This window comes from Streptomyces sp. NPDC041205 (genome assembly GCF_055591765.1).
On record NZ_JBVIZH010000007.1, the window covers coordinates 423243 to 439206 of the forward strand.

Genomic DNA, 15964 nt, shown 5'->3' on the forward strand with positions numbered 1-15964 from the left:
GAGGGGGACTCGTGTCCGTACGTCAACGCAAGCTCGTCGCGCTGGTCAAGCGTCTGCTCTGGCTGATCTTCTTCGTCCAGGTGGTCGCCGGGTTCTTCGTGGACCTGCCGTACAACTACTGGCTGAGCTGGCTGCCCGCGCTCGGCGCGATAGGCATCAGCCTGGCGACCTCCCGCTCCGTCCGGCAGCGGATCGTGACGGACCCGCCCGCGCCCGTCGAGGTCGAGCCCCCGGTCACCGGCCGCTGGTCCGCCCTCAACAGCCCCGCCGACAAGGTGCCGAGCCACGGCACGCACAGCCTCGGCCAGACCTACGCCATCGACATCACGGCCGAGCCCGACGACCCGGCCCGCGCCCGCCCCGGCTTCGCCTGGCTCTGGCCGGTCGCCCGCCGCAACCAGGCCTTCCCCGCCTACGGGGCGCCGCTGCACGCGGTCGCCGACGCCACCGTCGTGCACGCCGAGGACGACCAGCGCGACCACCTCAGCCGCAACTCCCTGCTCGCCCTGCTGTACTTCATGCTGATCGAGGGCATCGGCCGGATCCTCGGCGGCAACCGCCGCATCGTCGGCAACCACATCGTCCTCGACCTCGGCGAGGGCACGTACGCCCTGTACGCGCACGTCCAGCGGGGCTCGCTCGCGGTCCGGGCCGGGGACAAGGTCGTCGCCGGGCAGCGGCTCGGCAACTGCGGGAACTCCGGCAACTCCACCGAGCCGCACGTCCACTTCCAGCTGATGGACGGCCCGGACCTGGACACGGCCAGGGGTGTGCCCTTCCGCTGGCGGGGCATCGGGGTGCCCGCGAACCGGGAGGTGTTCACGGCCGGGGCCGTCGAGGCGACCGCGACTGATGTGTACTGAGTCCAAATCTTGTCCAAGCCGAAAATTCATCCTGGTATAGTCCGCCGCATGGCCGCACGAGAAGCCGCATCCGTACCCGCCTCCGCGGACGAGCCCGGGGCCCGGGCGCCCGGACCCCGCAAGGCGGGGCTGCGGGAGCGCAAGAAGCAGCAGACCGCCGCGCGGATCTGGCAGGCCGCGGTGGAGCTGTTCGTCGAGCGCGGCTTCGACAAGGTGTCCGTGGCGGAGATCGCGGCCGCCGCCGACGTCTCCAAGATGACCGTCTTCAACTACTTCGGTACGAAGGAGGACGTGCTCCTCGGCCCCATGGAGGAGCACGTCGCGGACGCCGCCGACGCCGTGCGCGACCGTGCCCCGGGCGAGTCCGCCGCCGAGGCCCTGCGCCGCCAGCTGCTCGACCTCATCGAGGCCAGGGACCCGTCCGTCGGCCTGAGCGACAGCGCCCGCACGCTCCAGGTGCTGCGTCTGATCACCGAGACCCCCGTCCTGCTGCACCGCGCGCACGCCTTCCACCTGCGCCGACAGGAGCTCCTCGCGGACGTCCTCGCGGCGGAGACGGGCGACGCGGTCCTCGCGGAGGTCGCCGCGGCCCAACTGATCGGCGTGCGCAACGCGGTGTTCGCCGAGGTGCACCGCCGCCGCGTCGCCGACGCCCCCCTCGACCAGGTCGCCGCCGACGCCGTGCGCCTGGCCAGGGACGCCTTCGCGCTGGTGGAAAGAGGACTCAGCGGCTACGCGGTCAAGGCTTAGGCTCCCCCCATGCCACCGGCCAAGAAGCGCACCCGCAGCTACGACCCGACCAAGATCCGCACCGCCGTGCTCACCCAGTTCGCCACGGTGCGCGCGGCCGTCGCGGGCCTGACCCCGGAGCAACTGGCCGCGCCCACCCGGCTCGGGGACTGGACCGTGCGCGAACTGGCCGCCCACCTCACGCTGGTGCTCGGCTCCGTCGCCCGCTATCTGGACGCGCCCGAGCCGGACAAGCTCGAAGTGCCGCTCCAGGAATGGCCGTTCCGCACGTCCTCTGCCGCGGGCCAGGTCGACGAGGACGCGCACGCCGTCGTCGACGCGGACTCCGACCTGGACGCCCTGTTCGCGGGCGCCCTCGACCGCCTCGCGGAGACCCTCCCCGACGCCGCCGACACCCGCCTCGTGCCATCCCGCTTCGGCGGCATGACCCTCGCCGACTTCATGGTCACGCGCACCGTCGAACTGATCGTCCACACGGACGACTTGAACGACGCCCTGCCGGACCTCGACGTGCCGTACGACCGCCAGGCCCTGGCCGCCTGCACCCGCCTCCTCGCCGACGCCCTGGCCACGAAGGCCCCCGGCGGCTCGGTGGAGGTCCGCGTCCCGCCGTACGCCGTGGTCCAGTGCGTCGAGGGCCCCCGGCACACCCGCGGCACCCCGCCGAACGTCGTCGAGACCGACCCGCTGACCTGGATCAGGCTCGCCACGGGACGTACGACATGGGCGGCGGCCCGCGAGGCGGCACAGGTCAGCGCGAGCGGTGAACGGGCCGATCTGGGCGGGCTGCTGCCGATCATGTCGTGACGGGTGGGGCGCGAGTGCCGTGACCACCGGCGGGATCCGGGCGCCCGGCGCCCGCGCGCGGAGGGAACCGGACCCGGAGCCGCCCCGTCACAATGACATGTACAAGCAGCGTGTGACCCAGACCCTCACCGTCCTCGCCGCCGCCGGGCTGCTCGCGGCCTGCGGCTCTGAGTCCGGCTCCGGCGACGACGGCCCCGACAAGGCCGGATCGGGCAACTCCGGCTCCGGCAAGGGCGGCGGCTCGGATGCGGCCCTGACCGGAGTCCGCTGGAACGTCGACAGCCTCACGGTCGACGGCAAGAAGAAGACGGCCCCGGAAGGCGCCTATGTGAAGTTCGGCGGCAAGGGCACCGCCGCGGGGAACTTCGGCTGCAACGGCTACGGCGCCAAGGCGGCCGTCAAGGGCGACACCGTCCACTTCGAACCGGGCCCGCATACCGAGATAGCCTGCGACGCGCTCGACTTCGAGAAGAGTCTCGCCCGCGCCATGGACGGCAAGCTCAAGGCCCAGGTGGACGACGAACGCCTGACCCTCACCACCGCCGGGGGCGACCGCATCGCCCTCAGCGCCGAGGCCGGGGCGCCCCTGAAGGGCACCGAGTGGACGGTGACGTCCGTCGGTACCGGGGACGCGACGACCTCCCTGCCCAAGGGCCTCGACGACAAGATCAAGCTCACCTTCACCAAGGACGGCACGGTCCGCGGCAACCTCGGCTGCAACGACGTCACCGCGAACGCGGCCGCCGCCGACGGCAAGATCACCCTGGGCCAGCCCCGGGCCACCCGCAAGATGTGCCCCGGCGACGTCATGCCGACCGAACGCGCCCTCATGAAGCTCTTCGGCGGCAAGGCCTCCTACAAGCTGGACCACCGCACCCTCACCCTCACCGCACCGGACGGCAAGACGACGGCGAAGGCCCAGGCCCCGGCGGCCTGACCCGGAGGCGGCCCGTGGCGGCGTCACGCGGAGGGTGGCTCGCGACGGCGTCACGCAGCGGCGTCACGCGGCGGCTTCACGCGGCCGGATAAGGCAGCAGCCCCGCCTCCGTCCGCTCCTGCCGCGGTGGTACTTCCAGTCGCCGCGCCGCAGCGCCCGCTCGCCGCGCACCCGCCGGAACAGGTCACGCTCGGGCACCTCGCGTCCGCGCAGGAGATGCCCGGCGAGGCTGGTGCCGTCGAGCGGGTACGCCGGATCGGGCCGGATCGGCGCCGGTCCCGACGGCGGCCGCGGCCCCCGCCGCCCCACCGGCGAAGGCCCGCCGGGACAGCCGCGAAGCCGCGGCGGACTCCGACGAACGGGATGATTCGGACTCGTACGAAGACACGAAGCACTCCTGGACAGGGCAGGCGGAGAAGGCAGGGGGAGGGGCGTTCAGGCGGTGCGCGGACAGAGGGCGCTTGCTACCCGGACCAGGTCGACGTGGCGGCGTTCCACAAGGAACCGCATGGATCAGGAGCCTCAGCCAGCGGGTGAAATCCTGTCAACGCCTTGTCGCGGCTGTTCACGAGGCCTTCGTACGATCGCAGCAATGGGCCCTCGGGAAGCCGCCCGCGCCAGGAGCGCGCTTACGTTCCGTACAGGCCCCGTATCCCCAATTCGGACCAGTGGTCGATCTCGCCTACACTCGGTGGCGTGCCACGTGGTGACGGTCGACTCAATCACGATCTGCTCCCCGGCGAGAAAGGCCCCCAGGACGCTTGTGGCGTCTTCGGTGTCTGGGCTCCGGGTGAAGAGGTCGCAAAGCTCACGTACTTCGGGCTCTACGCCCTCCAGCATCGGGGCCAGGAATCCGCGGGAATCGCGGTCAGCAACGGCTCCCAGATCCTCGTCTTCAAGGACATGGGGCTTGTCTCCCAGGTCTTCGACGAGACCTCCCTCAGCTCTCTCCAGGGACACATCGCGGTCGGTCACGCCCGCTACTCCACGACGGGAGCGTCCGTCTGGGAGAACGCCCAGCCCACCTTCCGCGCCACGGCCCACGGCTCCATCGCCCTCGGCCACAACGGCAACCTGGTCAACACGGCGCAGCTCGCCGAGATGGTCGCCGACCTGCCCAAGCAGGAGGGCCGCACCACGCGCGTGGCGGCCACCAACGACACCGACCTGCTCACGGCCCTGCTCGCCGCCCAGACGGACGCCGACGGCAAGCCGCTGACCATAGAGGAAGCCGCCGGTGTGGTGCTTCCCCAGGTCCAGGGCGCCTTCAGCCTCGTCTTCATGGACGAGCACACGCTGTACGCGGGCCGCGACCCCCAGGGCATCCGCCCGCTGGTCCTCGGCCGCCTGGAGCGCGGCTGGGTGGTCGCCTCCGAGAGCGCCGCGCTCGACATCTGCGGTGCCGCCTACGTCCGCGAGATCGAGCCGGGCGAGTTCATCGCCATCGACGAGAACGGTCTGCGAACGTCCCGATTCGCTGAAGCGAAGCCCAAGGGCTGTGTGTTCGAGTACGTCTATCTGGCGCGCCCCGACACCGACATCGCGGGCCGCAACGTCTATCTCTCGCGCGTCGAGATGGGCCGCAAGCTCGCCAAGGAAGCCCCGGTCGACGCGGACCTGGTGATAGCGACCCCGGAGTCCGGCACACCCGCCGCCATCGGCTACGCGGAAGCCTCGGGGATTCCCTTCGGCGCCGGACTGGTCAAGAACGCCTACGTCGGCCGGACCTTCATCCAGCCCTCGCAGACCATCCGCCAGCTCGGCATCAGGCTGAAGCTGAACCCCCTCAAGGAAGTCATCAAGGGCAAGCGCCTGGTGGTCGTCGACGACTCGATCGTCCGCGGCAACACCCAGCGCGCCCTGGTCAAGATGCTCCGTGAGGCCGGTGCCGCCGAGGTCCACATCCGGATCTCGTCGCCGCCCGTGAAGTGGCCGTGCTTCTTCGGCATCGACTTCGCCACCCGCGCCGAGCTGATCGCCAACGGCATGAGCATCGAGGAGATCGGCACGTCGCTCGGCGCCGACTCGCTCTCCTACATCTCCATCGACGGCATGATCGAGGCCACCACCATCGACAAGCCGAACCTCTGCCGCGCCTGCTTCGACGGCGAGTACCCGATGGACCTGCCCGACCCGGAACTCCTCGGCAAGCAGCTCCTGGAGACCGAGCTCGCCGCGGGACCGGCGGCCACGGCCGCGGCCGACGCGATCCGTCGCCCCTGAGCCCATTCATCAACCCGAAAGATCCCAGGCAATGTCTGAGACCCCCGTTGGTGCCTCCTACGCGGCGGCCGGCGTCGACATCGAAGCGGGCGACCGCGCCGTCGAGCTGATGAAGGAGTGGGTGAAGAAGACGCAGCGCCCCGAGGTCGCGGGCCTCGGCGGGCTCGGCGGCTTCGCCGGCCTCTTCGACGCCTCCGCCCTGAAGCGCTTCGACCGCCCGCTGCTCGCCTCCGCCACGGACGGCGTCGGCACGAAGGTCGACCTCGCGCGCAAGCTCGGTGTGTACGACACGATCGGCCACGACCTCGTCGGCATGGTCGTCGACGACATCGTCGTGTGCGGCGCCGAGCCGCTGTTCATGACCGACTACATCTGCGTCGGCAAGGTCCACCCGGAGCGCGTCGCCGCGATCGTCAAGGGCATCGCCGAGGGCTGTGTCCTCGCGGGCTGCTCCCTCGTCGGCGGCGAGACCGCGGAGCACCCGGGCCTGCTCGGCCCGGACGACTTCGACGTGGCGGGCGCGGGCACCGGCGTCGTGGAGGCCGACCGCGTGCTCGGCGCCGATCGCATCCGTAAGGGTGACGCGGTCATCGCCATGGAGTCGTCGGGTCTTCACTCCAACGGGTACTCGCTGGTGCGGCACGTGCTCTTCGACCGCGCCGGGATGTCCCTGGAGCAGGAGGTCGAGGAGTTCGGCCGCACGCTCGGCGAGGAGCTCCTGGAGCCCACGAAGATCTACTCCCTGGACTGTCTTGCGCTGATCCGCACGGCCGAGGTGCACGCCTTCAGCCACGTCACCGGCGGCGGCCTCGCGGCGAACCTCGCCCGGGTCGTCCCGGACGGCCTGCACGCCACCGTGGACCGCTCCACGTGGACGCCGGGCGCGGTCTTCGACCTGGTCGGCCGCGCGGGCCGGGTCGAGCGCCTGGAGCTGGAGAAGACCCTGAACATGGGCGTCGGCATGATCGCCGTCGTGCCCCAGGAGTCGGTCGACGTGGCCCTCACGACCCTCGCCGACCGCGGTGTGGGCGCCTGGGTCGCGGGCGAGATCACCGACCGCGGTGACCACGCGTCCGGCGCCGAACTGACCGGCGACTACGCGAAGTAGCCCGAGGGGCTCGAAGCGGCTCCGCAGGCGGCGAGTAGCCCCGTGGACAGCACAAAACCCGGTCCGGCGGTGTTCCCACCCCGGGCCGGGTGAAGTGCGGTCGCTGTCAGAACGGCGCTATGGGCGCGAACTCAGCGCTGTGCTGCTACCGCGAGGTCAAGCGCCGCGGCGCTGCGACGAGGGACCGGACTGGTCGTCCTCGTCGTCCTCGTCGTCGTTGTACAGATCCGCGTACTGCGCGTACGGGTCGTCTTCCTCGTCCTCGTCCTCGAACGGCTCGCCATTCGGCGGCTGCTGCGAAGTCGAAGCGCCCAGCTCATTGGCCAGACGCGACAGGTCAGTCCCGCCGCTGTTGTACTTCAGCTGGCGGGCGACCTTTGTCTGCTTGGCCTTGGCCCGGCCGCGCCCCATGGCTCGACCCCCTCGGTATCGGGGCTTCATGGCCCCAGAGTCTTGACACGCGTTCATGATCTGGAACGGACTCTCCATGGAGAGACCGGTCCGTAGGGCTTCCACGGTACCTGCTCCTGCGGCCATACGGTACGTCGCCCGCAGGACGCGCCTAGGCGCACGACTGGCAAGGTGCCCTTTCCTCGCTGGTCAGCTGCGATTTTAACCTCTTCTTGGCAGGCGACCCGCCGACGGGGGTGAGTCTTGTCTCCCGAGGGCGTCGGCGGGCCGTGATCCGGCGTCGAATCGGTGCCGCGCGCCCACGTTCCGTCGGCGCGCGTCAGCGGTGCGTCACGGGCGGCGGGCCTCCGCGATGCGCTGCTCGGCGATCCGGTCGGCCGCCGCGGCGGGCGGAATCCCGTCCTGCTTCGCACGTGCGAATATGGCGAGCGTGGTGTCGAAGATCTTCGAGGCCTTCGCCTTGCACCGGTCGAAGTCGAAGCCGTGCAGCTCGTCGGCGACCTGGATGACACCGCCCGCGTTCACCACGTAGTCGGGCGCGTAGAGGATCCCGCGGTCGGCGAGGTCCTTCTCGACGCCGGGGTGTTCGAGCTGGTTGTTGGCCGCGCCGCACACCACCTTCGCGGTGAGCTGCGGCACGGACGTGTCGTTCAGGGCGCCGCCGAGCGCGCACGGGGCGTACACGTCCAGGCCCTCGGTGCGGATCAGGGTCTCCGTGTCGGCGACCGCGGTGACCTGGGGGTGCTTGCTGGTGATGCGCAGCAGCGAGTCCTCGCGCACATCGGTGATCACGACCTCGGCGCCGTCCTCGACGAGGTGCTCCACGAGGATGTGGCCGACCTTGCCGACGCCCGCGACGCCGACCTTGCGGCCGCGCAGCGAGGGGTCGCCCCACAGGTGCTGGGCGGAGGCCCGCATGCCCTGGAAGACACCGAAGGCGGTGAGCACGGAGGAGTCGCCGGCGCCGCCGTGCTCCGGGGAGCGCCCGGTGGTCCAGCGGCACTCGCGCGCGACGACGTCCATGTCCGCGACGTACGTACCGACGTCGCAGGCCGTCACGTAGCGGCCGCCGAGCGAGGCCACGAAGCGGCCGTAGGCGAGGAGCAGTTCCTCGCTCTTGATCCGGTCCGGGTCACCGATGATGACCGCCTTGCCGCCGCCGTGGTCGAGCCCGGCCATGGCGTTCTTGTACGACATCCCGCGCGCGAGGTTCAGGGCGTCGGCGACGGCCGCTTCCTCGGTGGCGTAGGGGTAGAAGCGCGTGCCGCCGAGGGCGGGGCCCAGGGCGGTGGAGTGGATGGCGATGACGGCCTTGAGACCGCTGGCGCGGTCCTGGCAGAGCACGACCTGCTCGTGGCCCCCCTGTTCCGAGTGGAACAGGGTGTGCAGGACGCCGTCGGTTACATCGGTCACGGTGGTGACTCCCGGTTGCGTAGCGGCGGTTGGGCGGGGATCCCGTGCGGGTGGCGGGCCCCGTTTGCCATGAGGGTAGAGCCTCGTGGTGCCCGGCCGCCGCACGGTGGTCGGCATGACTCTGTCCGGTCCCCGCGCGGGTCACTCTCCCGGGCCGCAGGACGGAGAAGGGCACTGTTCGGCCATGGCACGATTTGCAGTGTTTTCCAGTCGCTCGGCGGGGGAGGGGAGGAGCCGTGCCCAAGGTGTCCTCGGTGATCGTCCCGTACGCGTCGTACTTGCGTGTGTATGAGCCCCTGGCGGCCTTCCCGGAGCCCGAGCGCGGCCACTGGGCGCGCTACGCCCGCCGCCGGGAGCGCCCCTCGTACCAGGACGAACTCCGTCGTTCCCTGGCCGATTTGGTGCCCACGCCGCCCATCCCGGTGCCCGTGCACGAGAGCGGCGAGGCGTTCGTGGTGGAGACGGACGGCGTGGTGTGCGTCTGCCCCTGGCGGACCCGGCTGCGCGGCTGGCAGGCCCTCGGCGAGCTGAGCGGCCAACTGCCCGCGCCGGTCCTGGACGCCGTCCTGCCGCCGGTGGTGCGCCGCCAGGCCGCCGCGGACTACGAGCAGTGGCTGGCCCGCAACCCCGACGCGCGCCCCTGGATCCGCACGGCGACCTGGCACGTGCCGCTGAACTGGTTCGTCCTGGTGGCGGACGAGGAGCGGGTGTACGAGCGCGGCTACGAAGACGAGGGCGTCGGGGGCGGCGCGGGTGCCGAGGGCGCGGAGACGGCTGCGGGGGCCGGGGTGCCGGTGCTGCGGTACCGCACGCCCATGGTGCAGGCGCGGCGCCGGGTGGCGCGGGGCCTGAAGGCGCTGCGGGACGCGATGGACGAGGGCTCGCTCATCGACGGCCTGGTGGACGTCGGGCGGTGGCTGGAGGAGTTCCACCCGCGCTCCCTGGTGGAGCTGGACTACGGCGGCCTGGTGCACGCGCTGCCGGACGAGCTGCTCGACGAGGACCACTCGGCGGCGGACGTGGCCGCCGGGATCGAGGCGCTGCGGGCCGGTGACGGGGTGGGGGCCGGCGAGGCGTATGCGAGGCTCGTGGAGCGATGGCGCGCGGTGCGGGAGCGGCAGTTCTCGAACTGATCGCCGCTCCGGCCCCGGACTGACCGCCGCTCCGGTTTCGACCTGACCGCCGCTCCAGTTTCGAACCGACCGCCGCCCGGTTCCCGGACCGGGTGACGCTCGGGCCTGCTCTCATGGAGAGCGCTTGTCCCGGTGGCGGGACGTAGGTCCCGATCCGGGCCTTTGCCTCAAGCGTGATGGACCGCACTTAACTGACCCTTGCGCCGATCGGCCTTCCTCATGCCAAAATAGGACAAGGAGTCCGGAGAGGGCTCCTTCCGTTCAACTATGGGCGGAATGCTCTGCATTGCACGCTATGGGGGGTCTGTTGACTCCTGATCGCTCTGTGACTGATCGTCACAGTGAGGTGACTGTCCGCTATGGCATGGTCCATCGGCTTCCGTCGCGGATGGACACCTGGGAGGGCAATTCCATCGGTTTGGCCGACGCGGCTGGACGGATGGTGTAGTTGTAGTGCCGAGGACAAGCCGTTCGTCCTATAACCGACTCGACTCGCGTCCGCCATTTCGGGCAACGCGGGTCAAGGTGCAGAATTTAGAGGAATGAACCGAGAAGGTTCGGTTCTCCCGAGGAGGCCGCTCATGACCGCTCGCACCCCTGATGCCGAGCCGCTGCTGACCCCGGCTGAGGTCGCCACGATGTTCCGCGTCGACCCCAAGACGGTCACGCGCTGGGCCAAGGCTGGCAAGCTCACGTCGATTCGCACGCTCGGCGGGCACCGCCGTTACCGCGAGGCTGAGGTCCGCGCTCTGCTGGCGGGTATCCCCCAGCAGCGCAGCGAGGCCTGAGCACGGCGTTTGTGAACTAAGCAGCAGTAAGCAGTACACATCGGACGATGAGCACGACCACTGCCGGGTCCCCCAACCTGGCCGTAACGTCCGACATATAGCTACACACGACACGGGACCCGCCCCAACGGGCCCCACGCCTGATCATTCTGGGTGCGTCGTAGATCGCGCTGGACTCCGCCGGGTCCAGCGCGATTTTTCATGCCCGCGTGACCGGGGCGCCCCTCGGTGCGCGTCGTCCGCGCGGGGGCCGCTCGCCGTCCCTCACGGTGGGTGCGCACTGTTGGGGGCCTCTGTGAGCCGTCTTGTTGATCCCTGGGGGACCCTGTCGGGCGGACCCCGCGGGGCCGGGGGGGCGTGCCGTCAAGGCGGCGCGTCAGGTGGTGCAATTGCACATATTAGATTGACCTGTTGTAGGACAGGTGTAAGTTCCGGGGTTTCTAAAACTCGTTCGGTGACTACCGTCACACGAACCGTGGCTTGTTGCCCTGACTGTCCGTGCGCTAGAGGAGGCGAAGCGCGCCGACGCCCGGACAACTCCCCCGGGAACTCCCGGAGAACACTCCCGCTCTCCGCTCAGCTTCCCACTCGGCGGGTGTGGTGCGCCTCGGCTTTGGTCATGCCTTGGGAGGACTTTCGTCCTCGCGTTGCTCGACGCCCTCGTGCGCCTCAGGGGTCTCGTGGGCCTCCGGGGCGTCCTTGCTCTCCGGGGTGTCGCGCGGGTCGCCGGAGGGCTCCATGGCGAGGCGCAGGAGTTGGTGGCAGATGGGGCAGTGCCGGGTCAGGTGGCGGTAGCTGGTGGCCGCCGCGAGATGGGCGCGCAGCAGCGCGCGGGTCTCGTGCCGTGCGGACGCGGGGTATGCGGGCATGCGCCACCTCCTCGGGAGCGTGCGGCCCACTCCCTGTTTTCTGGGGTACCGGCGGAATGTGACGCCGTCAACCCCGCTGCGCACGGGCTTGCGAGCCGGGCTGTGGACGAAAACCCCGCTCGGGTACGGCCCGCAACGCAGTGAGGCCCGCACCCTCACGGGTACGGGCCTCACTACGACTGCGGTCCTGGCGGGATTTGCTGCGTCGATTGCGGCTGCGCCGCGGGCGCGGCCTCCGCCTTGGCGGGGTGGCAGGTCGGCACGGTGAGGGTGAACGCGGAAGCGGGCCGCACCCTCGTGGGATGCGGCCCGCTCTCCTTTACTGCGGTCCTGACGGGATTTGAACCCGCGGCCTCCACCTTGACAGGGTGGCGAGCACTCCAAACTGCTCCACAGGACCAGGTTTCGCAGCTCCGATTGTTGCTCTGGGCTGCGAGAAAAGACTGTACAGGAGGTCGGCTCCCTGGTCGAACTCGCTCTGTGTGAGCGGTCGGTCACAGCCGTAGGGCTAGGGGGCCGCGGCGTCGATGGCCTTCACGATGCGCTTGTCCGAGACGGGGTACGCCGTGCCGAGCGCGTGCGCGAAGTAGCTGACGCGCAGCTCCTCGATCATCCAGCGGATGTCCAGGACCTCACGCGGCACGGGCCGCCCCTGCGGCAACTGCTCGAGGAGCCACGCGTACTCGTCGCGCATCTCGCGGACCTTCTCCATGCGCGTGGTGTCCCGCTGGACGCTCGTCGGCATCTGCTGGAGCCGACGGTCGGCGGCGACCATGTAGCGCATCAGGTCGGGCAGCCTGCGCAGCCCCGTCTCCGTGACGAAGCCGGGCTTGATGAGGGCGTCGAGCTGCTCCCGCACGTCCGCGAGGTTCGCGAGCAGCGCCGGGCTCCTGGTGGACTTCAGGCGCCGCTCGCAGGCCTGCCAGGCGGCGAGGACCTGCTGGACCTGCGCGACGGCGTGCACGGTCGTGTCGACGATCTCGGCGCGCACCTTCTCGTACAGCTTGCGGTACGACTCCTCGTCCCACGCGGGCCCGCCGAAGTCCGCGATGAGCTTGTCCGCGGCGGCGCGCGCACAGTCGTCGAAGAGGGCCTGCATGGAGCCGTGCGGGTTCGCCGACAGGGCGAGCTTCTGGGCGTTGGTGAGCTTGTCCTGGGCGAACTTGGCCGGATTGACCGGGATGTTGCGCAGGATCAGCCGGCGCGTGCCGCGCCACATCGCGCCCGTCTGCTCCGCCTCGGTGTCGTAGAGCCGTACGGAGACGGTGTCGCCGTCGTCGACGAGGGCCGGGTAGGCCTTCACGGGCTGGCCCGCGCGCCGCGTCTCGAAGACGCGGGAGAGCGAGCCGATGGTCCAGTCGGTGAGCCCGGTCCGCTCCACGGACTCGCCGCCGGAGCGCTCCGCCGTCGCGGCGGCCGCCTGCGACAGGGCCTTGCGGGCCTTCGGCTTGAGCCGGAGCTTCAGGGCCTGGAGGTCCTTGTCCTCGGCGAGCTTGCGGCGCCGCTCGTCGGTCACCCGGAACGTGATCTTCAGATGGTCCGGTACGCGGGTCAGGTCGAAGTCGTCGCCGTGCACGGGCACGCCGACCATCTTCTGCAGCTCGCGCCCCAGCGTGACGTGCAGCGGCTCCTGGAGGGGCGTGGCCCGCTTCAGGAACTCCTTGGCGTAGTTGGGCGCCGGGACGTAGTGGCGGCGGATCGGCTTCGGCAGGGAGCGGATCAGCTCGGTCACGACCTCCTCGCGCAGGCCGGGGATCTGCCAGTCGAAGCCGTCGGGCGAGACCTGGTTGAGCACCTGGAGCGGGATGTGGACGGTCACGCCGTCCGCGTCCGCGCCCGGCTCGAACTGGTACGTCACCTTGAACTTCAGCGGCCCCTGGCGCCAGGAGTCCGGATAGTCCTGCTTCGAGACGTCGCCCGCGCGCTCGTTGATGAGCATGGACCGCTCGAAGTCGAGCAGTTCGGGCGCCGAGCCTCCTTCGTGGAGCTTCTTCTTCCACCAGGAGTCGAAGTGCGCCCCCGACACCACGTCCTCGGGCACCCGCTGGTCGTAGAAGTCGAACAGCGTCTCGTCGTCGACGAGGATGTCGCGGCGCCGGGCGCGGTGCTCCAGCTCCTCGACCTCGGTGAGCAGTCGGCGGTTGTCGGCGAAGAACTTGTGGTGGGTGCGCCAGTCACCCTCGACCAGGGCATTGCGAATGAAAAGATCCCGGGAGACCTCGGGGTCGATCCGGCCGTAGTTCACCTTGCGGTCGGTGACGATCGGGACGCCGTACAGCGTCACCTTCTCGTACGCCATGACCGCCGCCTGGTCCTTCTCCCAGTGCGGCTCGCTGTAGGTGCGCTTGAGCAGGTGCTGGGCCAGCGGCTCGATCCACTCGGGCTCGATCCGCGCGTTGACGCGGGCCCACAGCCGGGACGTCTCGACCAGCTCGGCCGACATCACGAACCGCGGCGGCTTCTTGAACAGGGCGGACCCGGGGAAGATCGCGAACTTGGCGCTCCGCGCACCCAAGTACTCGTTCTTCGCGCCATCCTTCACATCCTTCATGCCCACGTGGGAAAGCAGACCCGCCAGCAGCGAGAGATGGACCTGCTTGTCGCCCGCGTCGTCGTCGTTCAGACGGACGCCGAGCTGCTTGGCCACCGTGCGCAGCTGGGTGTAGATGTCCTGCCACTCGCGGATCCGAAGGAAGTTCAGATACTCGCGTTTGCACATGCGGCGGAACGCGGAGGATCCCAGCTCCTTCTGCTGCTCGCGCACGTACCGCCACAGGTTCAGATACGCGAGGAAGTCGGACGTCTCGTCCTTGAAGCGGGCGTGCTGCTGGTCGGCCTGCGTCTGCTTGTCGGCGGGGCGCTCGCGCGGGTCCTGGATGGACAGGGCCGCCGCGATCACCATGACCTCGCGGACACAGCCGTTCTTGTCGGCCTCCAGGACCATCCGGGCAAGGCGCGGGTCCACGGGGAGCTGGGCGAGCTTGCGGCCCTGCTGCGTGAGGCGCTTCTTCGGGTCCTTCTGGGTCGGGTCGAGGGCACCCAGCTCCTGGAGGAGCTGCACGCCGTCCCGGATGTTGCGGTGGTCCGGCGGGTCGATGAAGGGGAACTTCTCGATGTCGCCGAGCCCGGCCGCGGTCATCTGGAGGATGACGGAGGCGAGGTTCGTACGGAGGATCTCCGCGTCCGTGAACTCGGGGCGGGAGAGGAAGTCGTCCTCGCTGTACAGCCGGATGCAGACGCCGTCCGACGTACGGCCGCAGCGGCCCTTGCGCTGGTTGGCGCTGGCCTGGCTGACCGCCTCGATGGGCAGGCGCTGCACCTTCGTGCGGTGGCTGTAGCGGGAGATGCGGGCGGTGCCGGGGTCGATGACGTACTTGATGCCCGGGACCGTCAGGGACGTCTCGGCGACGTTGGTCGCCAGGACGATTCTTCGTCCCGTGTGCGGCTGGAACACCCGGTGCTGCTCGGCGTGCGAAAGGCGGGCGTAGAGGGGAAGTACCTCGGTGAAGCGGTAGTTCTTCTTGTTCAGCGCGTCCGCCGTGTCGCGGATCTCGCGCTCGCCGGACAGGAAGACCAGGATGTCGCCCTTGCCCTCGCCCTGAAGCTCCTCGACGGCGTCCGTGATCGCGGTGATCTGGTCGCGGTCTCCGTCATCACCTTCGGCGGAGTCGTTGTCCTCCTCCAGGAGCGGGCGGTACCGCACCTCCACCGGATACGTCCGGCCGCTGACCTCGACGATCGGCGCGTCCCCGAAGTGGCGCGAGAAGCGCTCCGGGTCGATGGTCGCGGAGGTGATGACCACCTTCAGGTCCGGGCGCTTCGGCAGCAGCTGGGCGAGATAGCCCAGCAGGAAGTCGATGTTCAGGGACCGCTCGTGGGCCTCGTCGATGATGATCGTGTCGTACGCGCGCAGCTCGCGGTCCGTCTGGATCTCGGCGAGCAGGATGCCGTCCGTCATCAGCTTCACATATGTGTCGCCGCTCACCTGGTCCGTGAAGCGGACCTTCCAGCCGACCGCCTCGCCGAGCGGCGTGTTCAGCTCCTCGGCCACCCGCTCCGCGACCGTGCGGGCCGCGATCCGGCGCGGCTGCGTGTGCCCGATCAGGCCGCGCACGCCCCGGCCCAGCTCCAGGCAGATCTTCGGGATCTGGGTCGTCTTGCCCGAGCCCGTCTCACCCGCGACGATCACGACCTGGTGGTCGCGGATCGCCGCCAGGATGTCGTCCTTCTTCTGGCTGACCGGCAGCTGCTCCGGATACGTGATCGCGGGCACGCCGGTGGCACGGCCCGCCATACGGGCCGCCGCCTTCTCGACGTCGTCCGCGATCTCCGCGAGAACGGCGGCACGGGCCTCGGGCTTGCGGATCCGGCGCGCACCTTCGAGCCGCCTGCCGATCCGGTGCTCATCGCGCAGCGAGAGCTCCGTCAGGCGGGGGGCGAGGGCGTCGAGGGTGAGGGCGGGCTGCGTAGACATACGCGGTCCAGGATCTCACCCGGTGCTCGGGAACGGCCAACCGATTTCCCGTGGGGCACGGGGGAACACGTACGATTCCGGGCATGTGGTCCCGGGCCCGGCTTGCGTGGTGCCCCCTCGTGGGGGTGCTGGTCGTCGTGCTCGGGGTTGGGGTGCTTTGTGGGGTGGCTGGGGCTGGCGGGGCCGCT

13 protein-coding genes, 1 tRNA gene and 1 pseudogene are annotated in these 15964 nt (G+C 70.1%); 8 read left to right on the top strand and 7 right to left on the bottom strand.

From position 1 onward, the window contains the following. The first annotated feature begins 11 nt into the window (after positions 1–11). The 4 genes from ACZ6BG_RS29605 to ACZ6BG_RS29620 all read left to right on the top strand — a co-directional run bounded on the left by ACZ6BG_RS29605 (position 12) and on the right by ACZ6BG_RS29620 (position 3357). Entirely contained in the window at positions 12–863 is an 852-nt protein-coding gene (locus ACZ6BG_RS29605; protein ID WP_469007076.1) for a M23 family metallopeptidase, read from the top strand. 48 nt (positions 864–911) lie between these two features. Then, positions 912–1613: a TetR/AcrR family transcriptional regulator gene (locus tag ACZ6BG_RS29610; protein WP_469007078.1), complete on the top strand. Its 702-nt coding sequence runs from the start codon at positions 912–914 to the stop codon at positions 1611–1613. A 9-nt stretch (positions 1614–1622) separates the two neighbouring features. Next, entirely contained in the window at positions 1623–2420 is a 798-nt protein-coding gene (locus ACZ6BG_RS29615; protein ID WP_469007080.1) for a maleylpyruvate isomerase family mycothiol-dependent enzyme, read from the top strand. A gap of 112 nt (positions 2421–2532) precedes the next feature. Further along, complete coding sequence (locus ACZ6BG_RS29620) at positions 2533–3357, top strand: META domain-containing protein (RefSeq protein WP_469007083.1); 825 nt, start codon at positions 2533–2535, stop codon at positions 3355–3357. 108 nt (positions 3358–3465) lie between these two features. Here the strand turns inward: ACZ6BG_RS29620 and ACZ6BG_RS29625 are convergent. Both ACZ6BG_RS29625 and ACZ6BG_RS29630 read right to left on the bottom strand, forming a co-directional pair. Then, a pseudogene (locus ACZ6BG_RS29625) lies at positions 3466–3621 on the bottom strand (twin-arginine translocation pathway signal protein); the annotation flags it as partial. 171 nt (positions 3622–3792) lie between these two features. Beyond that, positions 3793–3867 (bottom strand): putative leader peptide, encoded by a 75-nt coding sequence (locus tag ACZ6BG_RS29630; RefSeq protein ID WP_469007224.1) that lies wholly within the window; start codon positions 3865–3867, stop codon positions 3793–3795. Positions 3868–4053: 186 nt separating this feature from the next. Between ACZ6BG_RS29630 and purF the strand changes: the two genes are divergently transcribed. After that, a complete protein-coding gene (gene purF, locus ACZ6BG_RS29635; RefSeq protein ID WP_469007084.1) occupies positions 4054–5580 on the top strand; it encodes an amidophosphoribosyltransferase in 1527 nt (508 codons plus the stop codon). 31 nt (positions 5581–5611) lie between these two features. Beyond that, positions 5612–6688, top strand: coding sequence for a phosphoribosylformylglycinamidine cyclo-ligase (gene purM / locus ACZ6BG_RS29640; RefSeq protein ID WP_469007087.1), 1077 nt, complete (start codon positions 5612–5614; stop codon positions 6686–6688). Positions 6689–6844: 156 nt separating this feature from the next. Here the strand turns inward: purM and ACZ6BG_RS29645 are convergent, their stop codons facing one another. Beyond that, on the bottom strand, positions 6845–7099 hold the full coding sequence (locus tag ACZ6BG_RS29645) for a DUF3073 domain-containing protein (protein WP_190120242.1): 255 nt from the start codon (positions 7097–7099) through the stop codon (positions 6845–6847). Between the two features lie 330 nt (positions 7100–7429). Beyond that, positions 7430–8512, bottom strand: coding sequence for a Leu/Phe/Val dehydrogenase (locus ACZ6BG_RS29650; RefSeq protein ID WP_469007089.1), 1083 nt, complete (start codon positions 8510–8512; stop codon positions 7430–7432). A 236-nt stretch (positions 8513–8748) separates the two neighbouring features. Between ACZ6BG_RS29650 and ACZ6BG_RS29655 the strand changes: the two genes are divergently transcribed. Both ACZ6BG_RS29655 and bldC read left to right on the top strand, forming a co-directional pair. Further along, positions 8749–9645 carry a DUF8083 family protein gene (locus ACZ6BG_RS29655; RefSeq protein ID WP_469007092.1) on the top strand — a complete coding sequence of 299 codons (897 nt, stop codon included), beginning with the start codon at positions 8749–8751 and terminating at the stop codon, positions 9643–9645. A gap of 581 nt (positions 9646–10226) precedes the next feature. Then, positions 10227–10433: a developmental transcriptional regulator BldC gene (bldC, locus tag ACZ6BG_RS29660; RefSeq protein ID WP_003949541.1), complete on the top strand. Its 207-nt coding sequence runs from the start codon at positions 10227–10229 to the stop codon at positions 10431–10433. Positions 10434–11050: 617 nt separating this feature from the next. Here bldC and ACZ6BG_RS29665 read toward each other — a convergent pair. The 3 genes from ACZ6BG_RS29665 to hrpA all read right to left on the bottom strand — a co-directional run bounded on the left by ACZ6BG_RS29665 (position 11051) and on the right by hrpA (position 15776). Beyond that, the gene (locus tag ACZ6BG_RS29665; RefSeq protein ID WP_469007094.1) at positions 11051–11302 is read right to left on the bottom strand and encodes a DUF6274 family protein; all 252 of its coding nucleotides are present in this window, start codon (positions 11300–11302) and stop codon (positions 11051–11053) included. Between the two features lie 325 nt (positions 11303–11627). After that, positions 11628–11702, bottom strand: a tRNA-Asp gene (locus tag ACZ6BG_RS29670). A 108-nt stretch (positions 11703–11810) separates the two neighbouring features. Then, positions 11811–15776 carry an ATP-dependent RNA helicase HrpA gene (gene hrpA, locus ACZ6BG_RS29675; protein WP_469007096.1) on the bottom strand — a complete coding sequence of 1322 codons (3966 nt, stop codon included), beginning with the start codon at positions 15774–15776 and terminating at the stop codon, positions 11811–11813. Positions 15777–15964 lie beyond the last annotated feature (188 nt).

What these genes read in the sequence shown, in the direction of transcription:
- purM (WP_469007087.1), top strand. Translation starts at nt 5,612, where the DNA reads ATGTCTGAGACCCCCGTTGGTGCCTCCTACGCGGCGGCCGGCGTCGAC.
- ACZ6BG_RS29610 (WP_469007078.1), top strand. Translation starts at nt 912, where the DNA reads ATGGCCGCACGAGAAGCCGCATCCGTACCCGCCTCCGCGGACGAGCCC.
- ACZ6BG_RS29615 (WP_469007080.1), top strand. Translation starts at nt 1,623, where the DNA reads ATGCCACCGGCCAAGAAGCGCACCCGCAGCTACGACCCGACCAAGATC.
- hrpA (WP_469007096.1), bottom strand. Translation starts at nt 15,776, where the DNA reads ATGTCTACGCAGCCCGCCCTCACCCTCGACGCCCTCGCCCCCCGCCTG.
- ACZ6BG_RS29665 (WP_469007094.1), bottom strand. Translation starts at nt 11,302, where the DNA reads ATGCCCGCATACCCCGCGTCCGCACGGCACGAGACCCGCGCGCTGCTG.
- ACZ6BG_RS29645 (WP_190120242.1), bottom strand. Translation starts at nt 7,099, where the DNA reads ATGGGGCGCGGCCGGGCCAAGGCCAAGCAGACAAAGGTCGCCCGCCAG.
- bldC (WP_003949541.1), top strand. Translation starts at nt 10,227, where the DNA reads ATGACCGCTCGCACCCCTGATGCCGAGCCGCTGCTGACCCCGGCTGAG.